The 20,049-nt window shown below is 35.3% G+C and carries 10 protein-coding genes; all 10 read right to left on the bottom strand.

Annotated elements, in window-relative coordinates; all coding sequences use genetic code 11:
• Positions 1-217 precede the first annotated feature (217 nt).
• Positions 218-2,917, bottom strand: a complete 2,700-nt coding sequence (locus BM383_RS09735) for a DUF5695 domain-containing protein (protein WP_245766564.1) — start codon at positions 2,915-2,917, stop codon at positions 218-220.
• Positions 2,918-2,927: 10 nt separating this feature from the next.
• Positions 2,928-5,240, bottom strand: a complete 2,313-nt coding sequence (locus tag BM383_RS09730; RefSeq protein WP_093024945.1) for an alpha-L-arabinofuranosidase C-terminal domain-containing protein — start codon at positions 5,238-5,240, stop codon at positions 2,928-2,930.
• Positions 5,241-5,257: 17 nt separating this feature from the next.
• A complete protein-coding gene (locus BM383_RS09725; RefSeq protein WP_093024944.1) occupies positions 5,258-8,254 on the bottom strand; it encodes a beta-L-arabinofuranosidase domain-containing protein in 2,997 nt (998 codons plus the stop codon).
• Between the two features lie 16 nt (positions 8,255-8,270).
• Positions 8,271-10,523, bottom strand: a complete 2,253-nt coding sequence (locus BM383_RS09720) for a S9 family peptidase (protein WP_093024943.1) — start codon at positions 10,521-10,523, stop codon at positions 8,271-8,273.
• Positions 10,524-10,741: 218 nt separating this feature from the next.
• A complete protein-coding gene (locus tag BM383_RS09715) occupies positions 10,742-11,356 on the bottom strand; it encodes a DUF4859 domain-containing protein (protein ID WP_093024942.1) in 615 nt (204 codons plus the stop codon).
• An 18-nt stretch (positions 11,357-11,374) separates the two neighbouring features.
• Positions 11,375-13,054 carry a RagB/SusD family nutrient uptake outer membrane protein gene (locus tag BM383_RS09710; protein ID WP_093024941.1) on the bottom strand — a complete coding sequence of 560 codons (1,680 nt, stop codon included), beginning with the start codon at positions 13,052-13,054 and terminating at the stop codon, positions 11,375-11,377.
• 10 nt (positions 13,055-13,064) lie between these two features.
• A complete protein-coding gene (locus tag BM383_RS09705; protein ID WP_245766563.1) occupies positions 13,065-16,070 on the bottom strand; it encodes a SusC/RagA family TonB-linked outer membrane protein in 3,006 nt (1,001 codons plus the stop codon).
• 142 nt (positions 16,071-16,212) lie between these two features.
• Complete coding sequence (locus BM383_RS09700) at positions 16,213-17,457, bottom strand: NAD(P)/FAD-dependent oxidoreductase (RefSeq protein WP_093024939.1); 1,245 nt, start codon at positions 17,455-17,457, stop codon at positions 16,213-16,215.
• Between the two features lie 11 nt (positions 17,458-17,468).
• The gene (locus BM383_RS09695) at positions 17,469-18,470 is read right to left on the bottom strand and encodes a 4-hydroxyproline epimerase (RefSeq protein ID WP_093024938.1); all 1,002 of its coding nucleotides are present in this window, start codon (positions 18,468-18,470) and stop codon (positions 17,469-17,471) included.
• Positions 18,471-20,039, bottom strand: a complete 1,569-nt coding sequence (locus tag BM383_RS09690; RefSeq protein WP_093024937.1) for an aldehyde dehydrogenase (NADP(+)) — start codon at positions 20,037-20,039, stop codon at positions 18,471-18,473.
• Positions 20,040-20,049: the final 10 nt, after the last annotated feature.

Genomic DNA, 20,049 nt, shown 5'->3' with positions numbered 1-20,049 from the left:
TATTTTTCACCCATTTTCATTTGTGTTATGTAATATCTTCTTTTGCTCATTTTAAGAATTACAGGTAAAAAAGGTGCTTGAATACATTTATTTAATCTTTCTACCTATCCTTATGTTGTATCTAGTTATCGTATTGAAATAACAGTTATAGATCATTTCATAAAAAAAAGCGTTCTATACATCTACAGAACGCCTTTTAACATCTATTTTTTGTAATTTATTTCTTTACTGAAATAACTTTACTATCCGTTTCCAAAGGAATCACATACGCTCCATTTTCTTTTGAAGCATTTATAGTATAATCTTCACCTTCAATATTGATGTATGCTGTTTTAGTGAATGAATTTGCAGGACTTAATGTAAGTTCTATGTTTTCATTTTTTGTGTTGTAGCTAAAGCTTTCTACAGTACCTGCATCTAGGGTAATCCATAGTTTTTCTTGAGCTATAAAAATTCTACTTTGTGCTGCTGTCGTATTTTTTACAGTAATGACATTTCCTTTTTCCGTTAGGTTTCCACCAAAAGCCAACCACCCAAAAACTTCTGTATGCGTAAGATAGGTTGCATCGTTTACCGCATATCCAAAGAAATTAGAACCATAATCACCCGATAAATAATCGATACGCAACTCTGTTGGGTACGAATGGAAAGCTGCTGCCCCAAAACCATCTTCTGTGATATTAGAAATAGCCCCTAACAAACCTCCGTAGCCTACTTTTAATTTATAAAAATCGGTATCTAGACGATAACCCGTTAATACTGGAATAGCATTCAAACCCGTTCCGTAGTGATGAATTTGACGTTCTACACGAGATAATTTTCCACCATATAAGAAATCCCAATAACGACGAGCATTTCCGTTGTAAGCCCAGTGTGGCATGGTTGGCATGTAGGCCAGAATAGCATCTAACGTAACATTTGCTTTCGCTAAGTAACCAAAGTACAAGCTCCACATATATACTTCTTCTTGTCCCGTAGAATCCCAAGGCATTTCGCTACCAAACGGATAGTTAAGCGATTTCCAATGGTCTGCTCGTTGTTTCATGGCGGTCTCTAAAGTAGTTGCCATTTCGGTTTGTTGCTCGCGTTTTAAATCTTTCAAAATCATTAAAAACACTGTACCTTCCATTTGCCCAAACTCTGCATACCATGGTGCTAGTTTTGGCATTGTAACTGCAGTATGGTATGCCTGCTCTAAATACCATTGCCAATTGTGGTGGGTTACATACCCTTTATGGTAACGAGCCAATCTATACATTACCCAATAGGCTGCTGCAACGTGAGGGTAATTGTATGAACGGCCAGGATCGTTTGCTCCTTTAATATCCCAAGCAGCCCAAGTGTTCCAATTTATACTATCGCTATAGGTACCTTTTGGTAACGAATCTGGTTCGTAAAAGAATACACTCTTTTTTACACCATATTTATTTTTACCTTCTTTATACTGTATACCGCCCCAAACAACATCGTCTATAAATTGTTCTAACTGTGCAATCTCTTCTTTTTCGGGTTGTACTAATTGCTTCATTACAGCACCAAGCCAACTACCTGCTCCGCCTTCGTCGCTTAAACCCGCTACCCAAGCACGGCTATCTTGTGTAACTTGACGTTTGGTTTCGTAATCATAAGAAATAACAGAATTTGTTCTGCCAAAAATATCGTTTGGGGTATCAAACCATTGCTCGGTTAGTAAAAAATGACCAAAGTCGTCTACTACATTGGCTTCTGGTTTTATTACTTTATAGTTTATACTTTGCTGTTTACCATCTTTATAAGTTATCACCACCTTAGCTCTGCCCCATTGGTTTCCTTTTACCTTATAGGCTTGGTAACCACTTTTAGTTTTTTTGGTTTTGGTAACTGTTAATGCATTTGACGGACTTACCGTTATCTCTTTTATTTTTTCTGAATAGTTTAAAAATAATTGTGCATCTACATCCATCGGTAATACATATCCAGGAACTCCAACAGCAACTGGTTGCTCTTCTTCGATTAGTTTATTCTGAATTTTCTCTATGGAAGATGCTAACACTAATTTTAAGGAGAATGTTTTACTTTCTCCCGGTTTCAATACAAGTGAAGTTGCTTCGTTCCATTCAGTTACTCCTTTCCACTCATTTTCAGCATAAGCTTTGGTTAATGGCATCCATTCATGTACACCTTCAAAAACAATACTTCTAATTGTAGGGTCTTCATTCAACGGTCTATATGCTTCAAAAGGCATATTTTCGTTTGGTAACACCAATAAAGGTTGCCCTTTACCACTAAGTTTTTTCACTTCTAGATACCCCGCATCTAAACCAATGTAAGGATCAAAAAATACATTATCGGCATGCGTTTCGTCTAGTGTTTTTCCTTCTAAAATATTATTAAAAGGCATTGGTACACCCAAAGCACCTATTTCTACAGGTTGCGCAGTAGTGTTGCGTATGGTAAACCCTAACACTAATGCGTTGTTTTCTTCTTTATAAAATCTGATAATTTCTAACGGAAGGTTACTAGGTAACGTATTTGCCAAATTTGCTGCAGCAAGTGTTTCTGGCATATCTACTGCTGTAACAGGCTTTCTGTGATATGCAGTAGAATAATGCTGATAATTACCGTTTGCATCTTTAAGCGAAAACGTAAGATCGCCCAAATAGTAAATACTGTCTTTATCTCTGTAGGCAATACGTTCGCCAGTTGTAAAATCGAATGTTGGGTTGCTTGTTGGGTACAAACCTGCAATGGTTTGCGAGGCGTTTACCAATTTCAGCTTAAATTCAGTAGTTTCAAATGTCGAAAAACCATCGTTTACCCCTAAAGTAGAAGGCCTATCTTTAACGTTATTCCAATACTCCGATGGCTCTTTTTGAGCCAATGCTGTTGTGGTTATAGTTGCACAAAAAAGTGCAGTAAGTAGCTTTTTATATTGCATTATAAGTGTTTTACTGATTGATTTTGAATTTATAAATACCTGCACTCTCTTTAGGTATTTGAAGGCTATTGTTTTTAATATTGACAGCTGTTTCGTTGATGTAAATATTGTCTTGATGCGCTACATCGTTATACACCATATCGTTTGCACCTTGTACAATAAAAGCAGTACCTGCAGTTGCTATGTTTTCTGAAAGTTCTTGCAGTTGTAATGGTATTTCATCATGCGTTGCATTTACTACAGAAATGGTTAGATACTTACCATCTTCTGTTAAAGTAACAGCTACATCTAGCGGAGCGGCATTACCCGAAAAAGTTACAGGTTGCGTACCAAATTCATTTCGATAAAGTTTTAACACCAAACCTGTACCTTCTAACCAAGATTTGGTTTTGGTAGTTTTTATAGCACCTATTACATTTACGGTTTGTGCATAATTTGCCATGTAATAGATATCTGATTGGCGAGAAAACTCATTTAAACCAGCCGCGATACCCAAAGCATCTCGCAAAAAGTAACGTGTACCCAATAAACCAAACTCATGTGGGCCGTACCAATAATTCCATTCGTCCATAGCAATTTTAATGTTTTTCTTCGCCACTTCTGGATGTTCTTTACGAGCTCTACGGTGTTCTTCGGCAATGTCTTTTATAGTTGCTGGCATTTGGTTTACATGGGTAAGCAAACCACCTGCATGCCAATCTTGTTTGTAAAAATGCTCGCTAATAAAGGTCATATTATCAGCACAGTTTTCGTACATCATATCGTTCCAACGGCCAGGAAAACCTACTCCTATTAAATCTATAGTTGGGTCTACAGCCCACATAGCTTCCGCCACTTCGTTATGCTTTTTCACATAGTCTTCAATAGGCATATGACCCAATTGCCAATCGCCAAACATTTCGTTACCCACTGCCCAAAGCTTAATGTTATACGGAGCTTCATGACCATTTTTGGCTCTCCATTGCCCCATTTTGGTAGAAGCATCCCCATTAAAATAAGCTACTTCTTCCGCAGCCATTTCAGCAGTACCTAAACCTGTGTTTACCGCAATATTAGCTTCGGTATCTAATAAATCTACCAACTGCATGAATTCGTGTATACCAACATCGTTATACTCTAACCCATTCCATGCTCTTTCAAATTTAGTTGGTCGTAAATCTGGATCGCCAATACCGTCTTTCCAGTTGTATCCTGAAACAAAATTTCCTCCAGGCCATCTGTAAATTGGTGCATCAAGCTCTTTTAGCAACGCCAAAACATCTTTTCTGAAGCCTTGCACATTATCTGAAGGCATTAACGAAATAGCTACCAAACTGATAGTACCTGTACCGTTAAATTTTATGTTGAAAATACCAGAATCGGTTGTAGTATTCGTATTGAATTCAAATGGTACTTTTTGAAAGGTATTGCTTTTCTTTAGTTGAATAGTTTGCGTAGTATCGCCAAGAGAGATTTCTAAAGATGTAATTCCGCTACTCTTTATATTCACATGCCCTACATAGCTTTTGTTTGCCTCTAAGGCTAAATCTGTCTGCGAAACTTCTAAATTGGTTACTTTTTGAAACACAGGAAAATTACCTTTTGAATAGCTATGGGTACTATCTATTTTTACTGTGGTAGTATCTACATTTATTTTCCATGGAGATTTTTTTGCTCCTATAGGATGGTAAAATTTACGATCTTGAAGCATTTCGGCCCAAATACCACCATAAATACATTTGCCCATATGCTCTATAAACTGCCCATAAATGTAGGGCGACATAGGAGCTTCTTTTTGAGTAAGATCTATTTGTATAGATGGTTTCAAGGTTGTTGCACTGAGTTCTTCTAGCCTTAAATTATCAAAATGTACTGTACCGCTTGCTTTACCATTTTTACCCAAAAACAACTCTAGCATAAAACTATCATCCATTTGAGTTTCAAACTCCATCGCAACGGTTGTCCAATCTGTAGTACCCGTAAAAATGGTATCGTTTTCTTTGGTAAATTTCCCTAAGCCAAAACCAGCTCCCGCACCATGTTCACCTTTTACATTTTCAGTTTTTATACTACCAGTAACTCTATAATTGGCAAATGGTTTTACGGGTATTTTTTTAAACCAACGTTCTGCAATTAACGTATCTGAAGCTATTGTTAATACTTCATCATCAAACTGAGATGATGCTGTAGCATTGTAGTGGCTAGGTGCGACCCAAGGCTCGTATTGCCAATTTGCTGTTTGAGGTTCTTCTCCTTTTTGTGGTGATAACAAGGTAGTAGTTGTTTGGTTACACCCTACTAACAAGACCAAAAAGGCCATAAAACTTAGTTTTTTTATACGCATGGTTGGTGTTTTTAATTTTATTTTAAGGTAATATCTAGGTATACAGAATGGCGGCCATAGGTTTCATAAAATGGTTTAAATGCAACACCATCTATTGTAAAATCTAGACCAGCCCCTATTCTTTTAATAGCGGTACCAATATTCTCTTTTGGTAAGGTGATACTACGCCATGTGGTTCTGGCAGAAGTTTCTTGTGCAGCCAACAATACCGGACCATAAAACAAACTTGCTACATTTTGTTGATCCATAATAGGTTCTAAATGAAACGAAAATGGCATTTTAAGCGAAATTACATCTCCCTTTTTCCATTTTCTGTTTAGCGTAGCATAACTTCCAGGCAGTGCATCTACCTTTTGATCTTTACCATTTACTTTAATGAAAAATCCATTAGTTGCCCATTGTGGCACTCTTACTTTTACTGCAAACTTGCCTTTACCATTAATGGTTATTTTGGTTTCGTCTTCTTTAGGAAAAGTAGTTTCTTGTTTGATAGTAACCTTCTGTTCTTCCCAATGCAATGTAGACGGTATGTACAAGTTTATATATAACGTTTTTTTGTCTTTACTTTTGAAATAGATAGTATTTTGAAGCTTTGTACTGCTTTCTATAGCTGTACCATTACAACAGGTAAACCCTGTCATATCAGCATTTCCAAACGATTTTACCGAACCGGGACGTAACGGAACGTGGTACGTATTCGCAGGACTGTCTTTAGCTACTGAAGCTAAAATATGATTGTACAAACCACGCTCATAATAATCCATATACTCCACTTTAGGATCGAACATGAACAAATTTCTGGTGAGTTTCAGCATATTATAAGTACCGCAAGTTTCATTTTGCCCTCCGGAAGAAAATCCGTTTTCAAATAACGTTGCGGGTTCGGCTACAAAACATTCTGCATTGGCAGGATTTCGTGCTCCAGCCACACCACCAATACTGTACATATAATCGTTTTTAGTTTTGTACCAAAAATTATCGGCTACTGCAAAATACTCTACAATAGCTGCATCTCTGTACATTTCTAAAGCACCCACAATTTGTGGTATATGCTGGTTGGCATGTAACCCACGAAACGTGTCTACATTTTTTGCCAAACCATGTGAGTGTTGCGCATCACCAAAAAATACTTTAATGTTATCAAACAATTTTGCAGTTTCTAAATACTTTTTTTCGCCGGTTAAACGATACAAACGTGCCATAGCTTCGTTCATCCCGCCAAATTCCCCAGCAATGTATCTATTCCACATTTTAATTAAGGTCTCGGTAGGTAACTGACTCAAACGTGCATGTACCCAATTGCCCATTCCTTCAGCAACCGTTAATGCTTTTTCGTTACCACTTACTTCATAAACATCCATCAAACCAGCTAAAATTTTGTGTAACGTATAGTAAGGAGCCCAAATTTGTGTTGGTTGCCCTCCGTATGTTGCACCGTGCTCTAACATGATAAATTGATCTGGCGGATACGCACTGATGTAACCTTTACCCCAGTTCCAATAATCAGTTCTTATTCCTTCTTCACTCAAATCAGAATCAAAATCAGCTCTGCCTTTTCCCGGAGGAACTTTGGTAGCATCTGCTACAAAATTTTTATGATACTCGGTTGGGTTACCTGATAATTGCGCTAATGTATATAAGGTATTCACCATATATTCCATTTTGTCTTTAAAGTTTTCTTGCAACGCTTTATCATAACCTGTACTTGCATAGGCTTGCGCGATTGCCGTTAAATAATGCCCAGTTGCATGCCCGCGTAATTTGGTTTCTTGTGTATCCCAAACCCCTAAAGGCTCTGCTCCTTTTGGCTGTGGTTGGCCAAAAGCATTTCGGAACATATATAAAAATGAATCTGGATTTGTATTTGCTAAAGTATTGATGAATTTATCTCGGTTTTCTATAAACTTGGTAGACTCTTGGTGAGTGTCTAAAACTAAAGAAACCGCTTCTAAACGAAAAGACGCTAAGCTTTCTTGCGGTTTATAGGTTACCTTTTCTTGCAAAACATGAACTGTTGCAATGGGTTTAAAATTTGTACCAGCTACCTTGCCCGTAATGGTATAACTTCCTGCTTTTTGTACAGTACTATTATCTTTTGGCGAAGGCCATAGCACACGCACAAGCGGCCCTGCAATTCCGTTTTGGTAAGTACCTTTTACATACCTTGGTAATCTTGGCAACGTACCTACGGTAGTACTCACCTCAACATTTGTTACAGCAGTTAAATAGGTGTTATACAGTTGCTGTTGATCTTCGGGAAAATTTGGTAAATCGTCTTCTAGTTCTTCATGCTCGTTTACACTACCATCTGCCAACGTATTGTGGTAAATACGCTCTAACTGATTTGCTGAAAGCGGAATTCTATAGCATCGAATATCTGATAATTTACCCGAAAACGACTTCCCTATGGTTAAAAGATTTGAATCATTTTGATTAAAAACATCGGTTAATTCTAGTTGAATGTCTTGTATTTCGCTTGCCAAAGTACCGTTAAGATACACTTGTATTTTTTTTGAAGGTATATTGAACACCACAGCAACATGCGTCCATTTTTCTAAAGGCATTTCTGTAGCCGTAATCTTGTACTGCTTTCCTTTTTTGGTATGAATAGTAATTACAAAACCTGATTGTTCGTTGATTCCTGTGGGATATACAATTATGCTTGACGATTTGGTTTCAAAAGTTATGAATTGCTGATTTTTTTCTGAAGTATTTGCATATACCCAACCTGCAATGCTTAGTGATTCCTCACCAACTACAGCAGCTCCCGGAAGAGTGAAGTAACTTCCTTTAGATAAAGACACTACTTTTTTAAACTGTTCATCTGCTACAAACGAAGCTACTCCTGCAGTTTCTGCATGCCAATTGTTTCTAGACCAATCTTTTACATCACCATCTAACACATATCGAGCAATGAGTCCGGTTTCACCAATACCATCTAAAATTTGATCGCCTTGAGCGTAGCTAACGATACTAAAACAAAGGCATACTATATATAAATATATTCTTTTCATCACAGTTATAATTTATTTACTGATATATTAAGCTCCAATCTGGAGGTGTAATATGCAAAAGGTGTTTTACAAAAAAATCTCTTCGTTTTCGCTCTCCAAATTCGCCTCCTGCTGTATGATTTTCTCCAGGTAAAACTACTAGCTCAAAATCTTTTCCTGCACTTATGAGAGCATCTGCAAATTGCATAGTAGATGCCGGATCTACATTGTCATCTACCTCGCCAACCATTAACATTAATTTACCTTGTAATTTATGTGCATTAACTACATTTGAACATTCTTGATATTGTGGCCCTACAGGATACCCCATCCACTGCTCGTTCCACCAAATTTTATCCATACGGTTATCATGACAACCGCAAGATGCTACTGCTACATCATAAAAGTCTGAATTAAAAACCAATGCTGCTCCTGCATTTTGTCCTCCTGCAGATGTGCCTCTTATACCCACTCTATTGGCATCTATGTAAGAATATTTTTGAGCTGCTGCCTTTATCCATAATTTTCTATCGGGAAATCCTGCATCTTTTAAATTTTGCCAACATACATCATGAAATGCTTTAGACCTATTTGATGTACCCATACCATCTATTTGTACAACTATAAAACCTAATTCTGCCAATGAGCTCATTGCCCAGTAGTATGGCGTAAAATCTTTAGGAACAAAAGAACTATGTGGCCCTGCATAAATATACTCTATTACAGGGTATATTTTTTTCTCGTCAAAATTTGTAGGTCTAACTATAATACCCCAAATATCTGTTTTTCCATCTCTACCCTTAGCTACAAAAGGTTCTGGAGTTTGCCAACCCGTTGCTTGTAAAGCAGCTATATTGGCTTTTTGTAAAAGTAATAATGATTTTTTGTTGCTAGTCTCTTTCAATACAGCTACAGGAGCCATATCTACTCTTGAGTAAACATCTATAAACTTGCTGTAGTCTGGCGAAAATGTTACATGATGATTACCGTCTTCAAATGTTAGTTTTTTAAAATTTCTACCATCAAAATCTACTTTACAATATTGTATAAAATAAGGATCTTGATTATCATACAATCCGCTTGCAGTAAAATATATTACTCTATTTTTTTCATCTACATGAACTACATTACGTACAGGCCATTTCCCTTTTGTTATTTGGTTTTTGAGTTTTCCAGATTTAACATCATATAAATACAAATGATAATAACCATCTCGTTCTGAAGCCCATATTATTTCTTGAGAATCATTTACTATATACTTATAACGCTTGCTACTATAATCTATAAATGTAGTACTTGTTTCTCTTATTATTGTTGACAACTTACCTGTGGTAGCATCTATTTTGAATACTTTATATTCTTGATGACCTCTTTGATTATATTCAAATGTTACAAAATTACTGTTTGAAGACCACTCAAAACTACCTAGATTGTATTGTTGTTGTATTTCTGATGTAGGAATTTTAAATTGTTTTTTACTTTCTACATTGAATAATTGCGGACTTATAAAATCTACTTCATCACCCGGTTTTCTATATTGACGTTCTTGTAATTTAGGTTGTATTTGATCTTTTGGGCTAGATTCTACAAAGTAAATCTTATGGTCTTCACCAGGTTTTACTTTATATGCTAATAGTTTTTCGCTATCTGGAGACCACATTAAATGTGTTGAATAGTAAAAGCCAGAAGAACCATCAAAACTTAATTGTATTTCTTCTGAAGATGTACTTGAAGAAATGTATACATTATGATTTTTAATATACGCCTTATATGTTTTATTTGGAGACAAGACTGGCTTGCCCTTTTTATCATCTCTAAAACCACCCCAATATGATCTATTTGTTTTATCATTTTCTTTTACACTATCCTTTTGAATTAATTTAGCATCGTTAATTTCAAAATCGTATGCAACATGATGATACTGAAAAGACAAAACATCTAACTCGTTATTAAACGTAACATTAGTTAACTCTAGACTATCGGAAATTATTCTTCTTTGGGTGAAAGATGATAATTGACTAGCCAATTCATTATGATTAAAAGCTATATCTTGTTTTTTTTCATCAGCATCAACCATATAGTACACTATACCATCTTGTGAATTATCTTTATACCAAACATATCTATTGTTTACCCAATTGAACTCAGAAGGATTATGGTATACTTTATTACTAAACAATTCTTGTACAGTCTCTGCTCTTTTATAATCTTCTATAGTACCTTGTGCATATACAGAAAAAGATAATATAGCTACAAAAAACATATACAAAACATGTTTAAGTTTTTTCATATTAAAATATTAGGTTGGTTGGTTAATTTTACTCTAATAAAAATACTGATTATATATGCATTATGTTTACGTAATCTTAGCGTAAAGTAATACTATATTAACTTCATATATCTCTTAACAACTATTATAGTGGTTGAATACTATAATAAAAAGCAAAAAACCGAAATTATAGAAATAATAATTTCGGTTTTTACACTAACTCAATTTTAAAAAAAACTTTATTCTAAGTATTCACCTCCGGTAATATTAAATACTACAGCAACTCTATACTCTCCTTTTTGAAAAATATGTATTAATTGTATTTCTTGATCTGTCTCTAAACGTGTTGGATGTTGACCTAAAGATGCTGTAAAGGTCTCCATATCCCATTCTGCAAAAATTGCATCGGTATCTCCCCATGATACTACATCTCCAGAACCATCGAACCAATACCCAAAACCATTAGCGGTGTAACCACCACCATAATCGTACCCAGTTGATGAATTGATAGCTAAGAAATCTACTTGATTACCTGTTTGAGTGCCACCAGTAACTTCTCCTAGAGCAGTTGTTAAAGCTGCATTATCGCTATATTCTAAATCTTGTAATAATTCTGTAGTTTCTATAGAAATATCGACACCAGAATAGTTAACTGTATCTATAGGCATGGTAATTTCATATGTATAAAATTTATCTGCATTGATATTTGCTTGGGCAGCAGCAAGAGAATCTGCATAAGCAATTTCTTCATCTGTGTAAACGTGCTTAACACTTACATCATCATCTTGATCACAAGCAACTAAAAAAACGCTTAAAAGTACTATTGCTATAGTAGTTATTTTTAAATATTTCATTCGTCTATTTTTTAGAAATTAATATCCAGGATTTTGCATTAGGTTAGGGTTTGAATCTATAAATGTTTGAAAAATTGGAAATACATTTTTATTCAATCCTTCTTGAGTATTTAATTCGGCATCTTTACAAAACCATGATTTACCATTATAGACATTGGTATTACCACTGGTTAACCTAAATCTTATTAAATCTTGTCTTCTATGATGCTCGCCTACAAACTCCCAAGCTAAATCATCTAACAAGCCGCCAAACTCTATATCATTTCCTCCTTCGTAAGTAGCCACTAAATTACTGTAATTTGTTGCTCCTGTACTAGTGTATTCTCTATGACCATAATCATAAATACTAGGTCCTACAAGATCTGAAGCAGTTCTAGTAGCATCTGTAGCATCATCAAAAGAACGTTGGCGCACTTCTGAAATAATACTTGCAGCTTCACCTTGATTACCTCCCAAACGTAACAAACATTCAGCTTTAATAAACATAGCGTCTGCTAGCCTAAAAAATGGTACATCATCGCCGTATGTACCTTCATCGCCTGGTACTATTTCATTTTTTACAAATCGATACCCTTCTAACATATAAGCTCCTGGGTTATCTATAGAATGTACTTCTTTGGTGTAAACTAAATTTACTTCACCTTGATCGTCTGCATTAGTTGTTAACGCTGCTCCTGTTTGATAATGATATTGCTGACCATTAGCCCACGTATCATTTAACCTTTTATCGTTTGGATGGTATGTGTCTATAAATTGTGGTATTGCACAACTACCATTCCAAGGTGAACCAGAATAACCGAAAGCCTGCGCACCATCGCTAATCAATGCTTTATTGACGTTGTAATTGTGAGAAGCATAATTTTGATCTAACGGGAGCGCAAAAATGATTTCGTTGTTACCCGAAAGATCTGCTAGAAAATTATCTTTATAGGTTGGTGATAATGAATAGCCTCCGTTATTAATAATATCATTTACTTCATCTAATGCTAATTGATAATATTGATTATCTGAAAAATCATTAAACCAAGCATTATGATTTAAATACACTTTTGCTAGAACCATCTCTGCCATGTACTTGTTTGGATACCCATAAATCTTTTCTGTACCCAAATCTTCTTTTACTTCATTCAATTCATTTACAATAAAATCAAATGTTTCTTGAGGTGTAGCTTGAGTTGGTACATAACCAGCTTCTACATTTTGAGTAGTTTCTAAAGGTATATTTCTAAAACAATCAAAAAGAATATAATAGTATAATGCTCTCATTGTTCTAATTCTAGCACTTTGAAGTGCATTTTCTTGAATTTGTGGCATATCTAATAATCTATTAGCATAACCTATCCCTGTATAAGCATAATACCATATAGTATAAAAATGGTCTATATTTGGGTTAAAGTCATGCTTATGCATAGATATATATAAGTCTCCCCAACCTACACCAATACGCAAAGGTGTCATCATCAAATCTGATGATTCTTCATGTATATCAAATAATCCATTCCATCCCCAATATACATATCGCATTTCGTTGTAAACATAACCTGTTAATCTTGAGATGTCTTGATCACTTGTTAAATCTATATTATCTTCTGTAAGCGTGCTATATACATTTTCAGACAAATCCGTACATCCGCTTGTACCAAATAACACACATGCTATTGTAGTACGTATTAAATATTTATATTTTTTAATGTTCATAATCTACGTATTAAAAAGTTACATTAAGCCCAAGCGTTAAAGATCTAATGGTTGGGTATTTATCTCTAAAATCATTACCAGCTGCATAAAAATCTGAATTCGCCAATTCTGGATCTAACCCCTTATATTTAGTTATAGTTAAGAAGTTTTTTGCAGAGCAGTAAAATCTTATTTTTGAAACATAATCAGACCAACTTTTTGGTACAAATGTATACCCTAGTGTAACGTTGTCTAATTTTAAAAAATCTCCGTCTTCTAAATAATAACTCACAAACGCTTGAGCTTGCGAACTTGATAATGGAACATTACCATACACAGGATCTGCAGCAGAACGTAACCTATTGTACTGAATAGAATTGTTTTCATAAAACATACGCTGTGTATTTAAGATTTTGAAGCCTAACTGTCCACTAAATTGTGTCATTAAATCAAACTTTTTATAGGTAAGTGTATTATTCCATCCAAAATAAACTTTTGGAAAACCATTACCTAAATATTGTCTATAGTCATCTGTATTTAAACTTGTGGTATAAGGTATTGCTTCTCCAGTACTTGGATCTTCAATTAACCATATTCCGTCATCTGTAACTCCTACAGACTTTAAACCCCAAAAGTTGCCAATACTTTGCCCTACTTCTACTCTATGAGTTGGTACAGAAATTGGATCTCCTGCATAAGCCACATTCAAGTAATTTTCTGTTTCATATAAATCGTTAGATAAGCTTAAAAGTTTGTTTCTATTTCTTGAAGCTGTAATTGTAGTATTCCAACTAAAATTTTGTGTTTCTACTGGCAGTGCTGTTAGCATAATCTCAATACCTTGGTTTCTTATTGAGCCAACATTTGCTAATGTAGTACCAAATAAATTGGGTGGTACAGGTACGTTATACGAGTATAATAAATCATCTGTTGTTTTATTATAAACATCTAAAGAGCCACTAATTTTATTATTTAAAAATGAAAAATCTAATCCGAAATTGACTTCTGAAGTCTTTTCCCACTTCAAATCTGGGTTAGGGTTTTGAGTAACCATTAATCCGGCTACCCATTCGCCATCTTCATTTAAAAAATTTCCGTAACTACTATCGTAATTATAGGTAGTAAGCGATAAATAATTTGCATTAGGTCTTTGCCCAGTAACACCATAACCTACTCTTAGTTTTAAATTATCTAACCATGAAACATCTTTAAGAAAACTTTCGTTACTGATGGTATACCCTGCAGATGCTGACGGAAATAATCCCCATTTATGATTTTCACCAAACTGAGAAGAACCTTCTCGCCTTATACTTGCTAAAATGTTAAACTTATTGCTAAAACCATAACTCAATCTTCCAAAAAACCCAATAAGTGTGTTATCTGATTTTGAACTGCTCATGTAAGCTTCTCCTTCTTTTAGTTGAGCTCCAACCGCAATATTATTATACAGATAAGCATCTGTAGGAAAATCTGAATTACTAGCATTAAAACCACTCGACACATTGTAAGTATAACTGTAACCAGCTAAAATATTGAATCTATGTAATGCATTTATTGTAAAATCATAATTAGAAGTTAACTCTAAAAATTTTGATTTTGATTTACCAAAAGACTTATATGCAGAACCACTGTAACCAGTAGTTGTAGAAGTGTAATAATTTGATGTTGCATATGTAGAGTAATCTTCGGTAAGAGTATTTTGCGCAACCATTAAATTAGTTTTCCAATTCTTAATTGGCTCTAAAGTAACGTTACCTACTATATTAGATCTTATTATCTCATCTTCACCAATCAATTCGTTTAGCATAGCTACTGGATTGTAATATTGAAATCTTCCAAATTCTTCATAATACGCTCCTGTATCTTCAGCATAGATTGGACTAGTTGGATTTCTAATAACAGCTTGCCTGTAGATATTTACAACACCTCCAGCACTAGCGTTGTTTGGGGTTAAATTTCTAAACTCTTGAAAAAGTTTTAAATCTACTTTTAATACTTTATTAAAAAAGTATTGCCCCACGTTTAATTGTAAACGCAATTGATCATTGTCTGATCTTTTTATAGTACCTTCTTCATATTTATAAGATAAATTTGCCGAATATGTAGTATTGTCAGACCCGCCATTTACAAGAAGAGAATGATTTTGTGTGTAACCTGTTTGAGTAACTGCATCTAACCAATCTGTATCCCAACCATCATCGCTAAAAGAAGTTCTACCTAATCTTATATCTGCCGGCGTCATAAAATCTGCTTCTTTATAAAAATCTGAAACCGATGCATAGGCATCATATACTATTTGCGTTTTAGCATTTAATTTACCAGATTTACTAGTTATCAAAATAACTCCGTTGGCTCCTCTGGTACCATATATAGCAGCTGCAGATGCATCTTTTAATACATCTATAGAAGCAATATTTTCTGGGGCTATCATAGTTAAATCTCCTGGTACTCCATCTATTAAAATTAATGGCGAAACACTACCATTTAAAGTTGTTACTCCTCGCAACATAATAGTTGAGGTTGCATTAGGGTCTCCACTACTTTTAGTGACAACCAGACCTGAAATTTTACCCTTTACTAATTCTGCTGCATCTTGTATTTTTCCAGGATTAAAATCTTCTGCTTTAATACTAGATACTGCACTAGTAACTTGTTCTCGTTTCTGTTCTCCATAACCAATTACAACAACCTCGTCTAAAGCTTGCATATCGGTTTCTAATATAACATCAAGATTTGTATTATTACCAACCGTTAATTCTTTGGTTTTGTAACCAAGATAAGAAAACACTAACACAGATGAGTTTGAGACGACATTTATTTCATAATTACCATCAAAATCTGTTGTAACGCCGTTGGTTGTATTTTTTTCTAAAATGGTAGCTCCAGGAATAGGAACGCCATCAGTATCAGTAATTGTTCCTGTTACTTTATTTTGTGCATTGGCATTAAAACCTACAAGCGAAGCTAACAACAAAAAAAAGCATAGAAACTTAGTATCGTTCATTATAAGTAATGAACAACTTCGTGGTGTTTTCATAATAGTAAGTTTTCTATTTGTTAATAGTTAATATCCTAACTTTATAAAGTAGTGTATCAAGATCTTAGAGTAAACTTACAATTATGTTTTATTTAATTTTAACTTAAAATTACCATTAGTTTATATTATATTAACAATCACGTTAATAAAATCTATTTAAAGCAAGAGATTTTATAGCAATAGATGTTTTTTTATCAAAAATTAACTCTTCTACTAACTTTCCTGTAATTGGTCCTAAACTAAAACCCATCATAGCATGGCCAGATGCAATGGTTAGATTATGATGCTTAGAAGATTTTCCTATAAAAGGTAAACCATCTGGAGACACTGGTCTTAGACCTGAAGTGGCTTGTTTTTGCTCTTCTTCTGTTATGCTCACATCTTTATAATAAGTACTTGCTGCGTTGGCTATAGCAGCTACTCGATGTGGTAAAATTCTGGTATTGATACCCGAAAGTTCCATAGTACCGGCAAAACGTGTAAAACCATCCATTGGTGTTACAGCACATTTGGCTTCGGTTAAAATTGCCGGATAATTAATTCCTGTTGGTCTTTCCACATTCATACTATACCCTTTACCTGCTTGTATGGGTATATTTAATCCTAATTTTTTAGCCAACTGAAACGTCCAACTTCCAGCAGCAAGCACAAACTCATCTGCTGTTAATTCTTGTTTGGTGGTTATTACTTTTGATATTTTATTCCCTTCTGAAATAATATCTTTTACTTTTTCATTTAAATAGAATTGAACTCCGTTACTAGCCAACCAAGCTTTTAAACTAGTCATAAATTGGTTTGGTGTTCCGTGGGCATCGCATTCGTAATAAGCTGCTCCTAACACAGAATTTGCTACCACAGGTTCTACTTCTCGAAGTTCTTGTTGGTTAAGCATAGTTACCTGCAAACCTAGCTCGTTACCTTTGTTGGCAAGTTTGGTTTCATGCTCTAAATTCTTTTCAGAATTGAATAGCATTAACAAACCTTTACGCTCCATATGAAAATTTAACTCTGCTTGCGCTAACATGTCAAAATAAAGATCTCTACTTTTTAGATTGAGTTCCTTTATTATCGGAATTGCCTTAGCAACTTTTTGATGGGTTGCAGATTTTTTGAAGTTTAAAGACCATTTAAAAAAATCTGTATCTAACCTTGGCTTGATGTAAAACGGACTAGCACTATTGAACATCCATTTGATGCCTTGCGTAATCATACCTGGTTCTGCAATAGGCACAAAATGACTTGGTGTAATGTAACCCGCATTGATAAACGAAGCTCCTGTAGTAATATCATCTTTATCTACCACAGTAACTTCTAATCCTTTTTTTACCAAATAATACGCCGAACATAAGCCTATTACCCCACCACCAATTATAACAACTTTTTTCATTTCAATAGCTATTAAATCACTTGAAAACCGTGAGCGTAAGGGTCGTCATCATCTATAATAATGTTATTATACCCAGTTACTTGTGCCCAACCTTCTATGCTTGGTACAATGGCTTGTTTGCCATTGAGCATTGTTTCTTCTTCTATACGACCGATGAATTTGCTACCAATAATACTCTCGTGTACAAATTCATCACCAGCCTTTAACTTTCCTTGTGCATACCATTGAGCCATTCTTGCCGAAGTACCTGTGCCGCAAGGTGAACGATCTATGGCTTTATCACCATAAAAAACAGCATTTCTAGCAGAAGATGTTTCGTCTATTACAGCACCTGTCCATTGAATATGACTCAACCCGTTAATGGTAGGATCTTCCGGATGGATAAATTCATGTGCTTGATTCAATCGACTTCTTAATTCTCTACTCCATGTAATTAAATCTGAAGCAGCATAACTATCTATGCCTGTGTAATTTTCTTGAACATCTACAATGGCATAAAAATTTCCGCCGTAGGCTACATCAACTTTTAATTCGCCTAAAGCTGAAGAAATCACAGTAATATTTTCTTTTGCTAAATAAGATTTGATGTTGACCAAACGAACTGATTTTACTTTTTTCCCTTCCTGAACATAAGACACTCTCACTAATCCCGCAGGAGTTTCTAACCGTAATTGCCCAGGAACTTTTGGTATGACTAAGCCTTCCTCAATCATTACCGTAACCGTACCAATAGTACCATGGCCACACATAGGTAAACAACCGCTAGTTTCTATAAAAAGAATTCCGCAGTCGTTTTCTGGGTCTGATGGTGGAAACAAAATGCTACCACTCATCATGTCATGCCCACGAGGTTCAAACATCAATCCTTTACGAATCCAATCGTATTCTTTTAAAAAATGCTGACGTTTTTCACTCATATTTTTTCCTTGCAGGAAAGGACCTCCACCTGCGACAACCCTAACTGGGTTACCGCAGGTATGAGCGTCTACACAAAAAAAAGTTTTTCTTGCCATTTATATGTTGTCGCGTGTATACACGCCATTAACGTTACGTAATATGCCTAACGGATTATCACTTTTCAACTCTGCTGGTAATAAAGCCTCTGGCCAATCTTGATACGATACTGGGCGTACCCAACGGTTTGCAGCTGTTAACCCTACAGAAGTATATTTTGCATTTGATGTTGCAGGAAATGGCCCACCATGCGTCATAGCTGCACAAACCTCTACACCAGTTGGTACGCTATTAAAAATAACTCTACCAACAGTTTCTGTTAACGCATCAAAAACATCTTTGTAAGCTTCTAATTCTTCAGCACTGCTATTTAATACAGTTCCTGTTAGTTGTCCTTCTAAAGCTTCAACTATTGCGAGTAATTCTGCTTTGTCTTTGCATCGTACTACTACTGAAAATGGCCCAAAAACTTCCTGATGGAATTTTGTATTCTGAAGGAAATCTTCCCCAGAAACTGTTATCACAGTTTGTGTACCATAATTTGGTTCAACTTCCGTAGTATAATCTGCTACTGTAGTGTAGCCAGACTGTGCTAAAACAGCTTCTTTTTTAACTGAATAATTCTTTTCCATACCCGGACTTAACATCACCGATGGATTAATTTTCAAGATTTCTTCACCTAATTTGGCAACAAAAGATGCCAATGCTTCACTTTCAATACCTAAAATTAATCCAGGATTGGTACAAAATTGTCCGCACCCTGCAGTGATAGAACCTGCGTATTGAGTAGCCCAAAAATCACCTTTTTCTTCTAAAGCAGAAGGCAATGCCAATACCGGATTGATACTTCCCATTTCGGCATACACAGGAATTGGTTCTTCACGCTGGCTAGCTATTTTGTACAAAGCCATACCTGCGTTGTAGCTACCTGTAAAACCAACACCTTTAATTTCAGGATGTTTTACAAGCGCTTCACCAACCTCGATACCTTTACTATTTAAGTTAGAAAACACACCATCTGGCATTCCTGTTTTTTTCGCTGCGGAAATGATGGCTGCAGCAACCAATTCACCAGTACCTGCATGTAACGGATGTGATTTTACCACAACAGGCGTACCAGCTGCTAATGCGCTAGCTGTGTCTCCACCAGCAGTTGAAAACGCAAACGGGAAATTACTAGCACCAAAAACCGCTACAGGACCAAACGGAATTTGCATTCTTCTAATATCTGGTTTTCCTTCTGGATTGTTTATGATGGCATCAACCCAAGAACCTTCTTTTAACATTGTAGCAAAAGCTCTTAGCTGGCCTGTTGTACGAGCAAATTCGCCGTTTGATCTTCCTTCTGGTAAACCAGATTCTTTTCTGTAGATATCTTTTAAAGCTTCTGCATTTGCTTCTAATTCGGTTGCAATAGCTTCTAAAAAAGTAGCTTTTTCAGCTGCTGATTTCTGTTTGTATAGTTTAAAAGCAGCTGTTGCTTTGACAACTGCTTTGTTTAATTCTTCTGTTGAAGCTTCGTAAAAAACAGCTTCATTCTCTGAATTAGTTGTAGGATTAAAGGTTTTAAACGTTACGTTTCCTGCGTTAGACAATTCGTTTCCTATGTAATTTTTACCTGTAATCATTTGCTAATTT

Source organism: Pustulibacterium marinum (assembly GCF_900116665.1).
In the GTDB taxonomy this organism is placed as follows: domain Bacteria; phylum Bacteroidota; class Bacteroidia; order Flavobacteriales; family Flavobacteriaceae; genus Pustulibacterium; species Pustulibacterium marinum.
The sequence above is the reverse complement of the archived record's forward strand: the minus strand, read 5'-3'. Positions and strand labels throughout refer to the sequence as shown.

Excerpts from the sequence above, each read along its gene's own strand:
- BM383_RS09735 (WP_245766564.1), bottom strand. The coding sequence starts at position 2,917 with ATGCAATATAAAAAGCTACTTACTGCACTTTTTTGTGCAACTATAACC.
- BM383_RS09730 (WP_093024945.1), bottom strand. The coding sequence starts at position 5,240 with ATGCGTATAAAAAAACTAAGTTTTATGGCCTTTTTGGTCTTGTTAGTA.
- BM383_RS09725 (WP_093024944.1), bottom strand. The coding sequence starts at position 8,254 with ATGAAAAGAATATATTTATATATAGTATGCCTTTGTTTTAGTATCGTT.
- BM383_RS09720 (WP_093024943.1), bottom strand. The coding sequence starts at position 10,523 with ATGAAAAAACTTAAACATGTTTTGTATATGTTTTTTGTAGCTATATTA.
- BM383_RS09715 (WP_093024942.1), bottom strand. The coding sequence starts at position 11,356 with ATGAAATATTTAAAAATAACTACTATAGCAATAGTACTTTTAAGCGTT.
- BM383_RS09710 (WP_093024941.1), bottom strand. The coding sequence starts at position 13,054 with ATGAACATTAAAAAATATAAATATTTAATACGTACTACAATAGCATGT.
- BM383_RS09705 (WP_245766563.1), bottom strand. The coding sequence starts at position 16,070 with ATGAAAACACCACGAAGTTGTTCATTACTTATAATGAACGATACTAAG.
- BM383_RS09700 (WP_093024939.1), bottom strand. The coding sequence starts at position 17,457 with ATGAAAAAAGTTGTTATAATTGGTGGTGGGGTAATAGGCTTATGTTCG.
- BM383_RS09695 (WP_093024938.1), bottom strand. The coding sequence starts at position 18,470 with ATGGCAAGAAAAACTTTTTTTTGTGTAGACGCTCATACCTGCGGTAAC.
- BM383_RS09690 (WP_093024937.1), bottom strand. The coding sequence starts at position 20,039 with ATGATTACAGGTAAAAATTACATAGGAAACGAATTGTCTAACGCAGGA.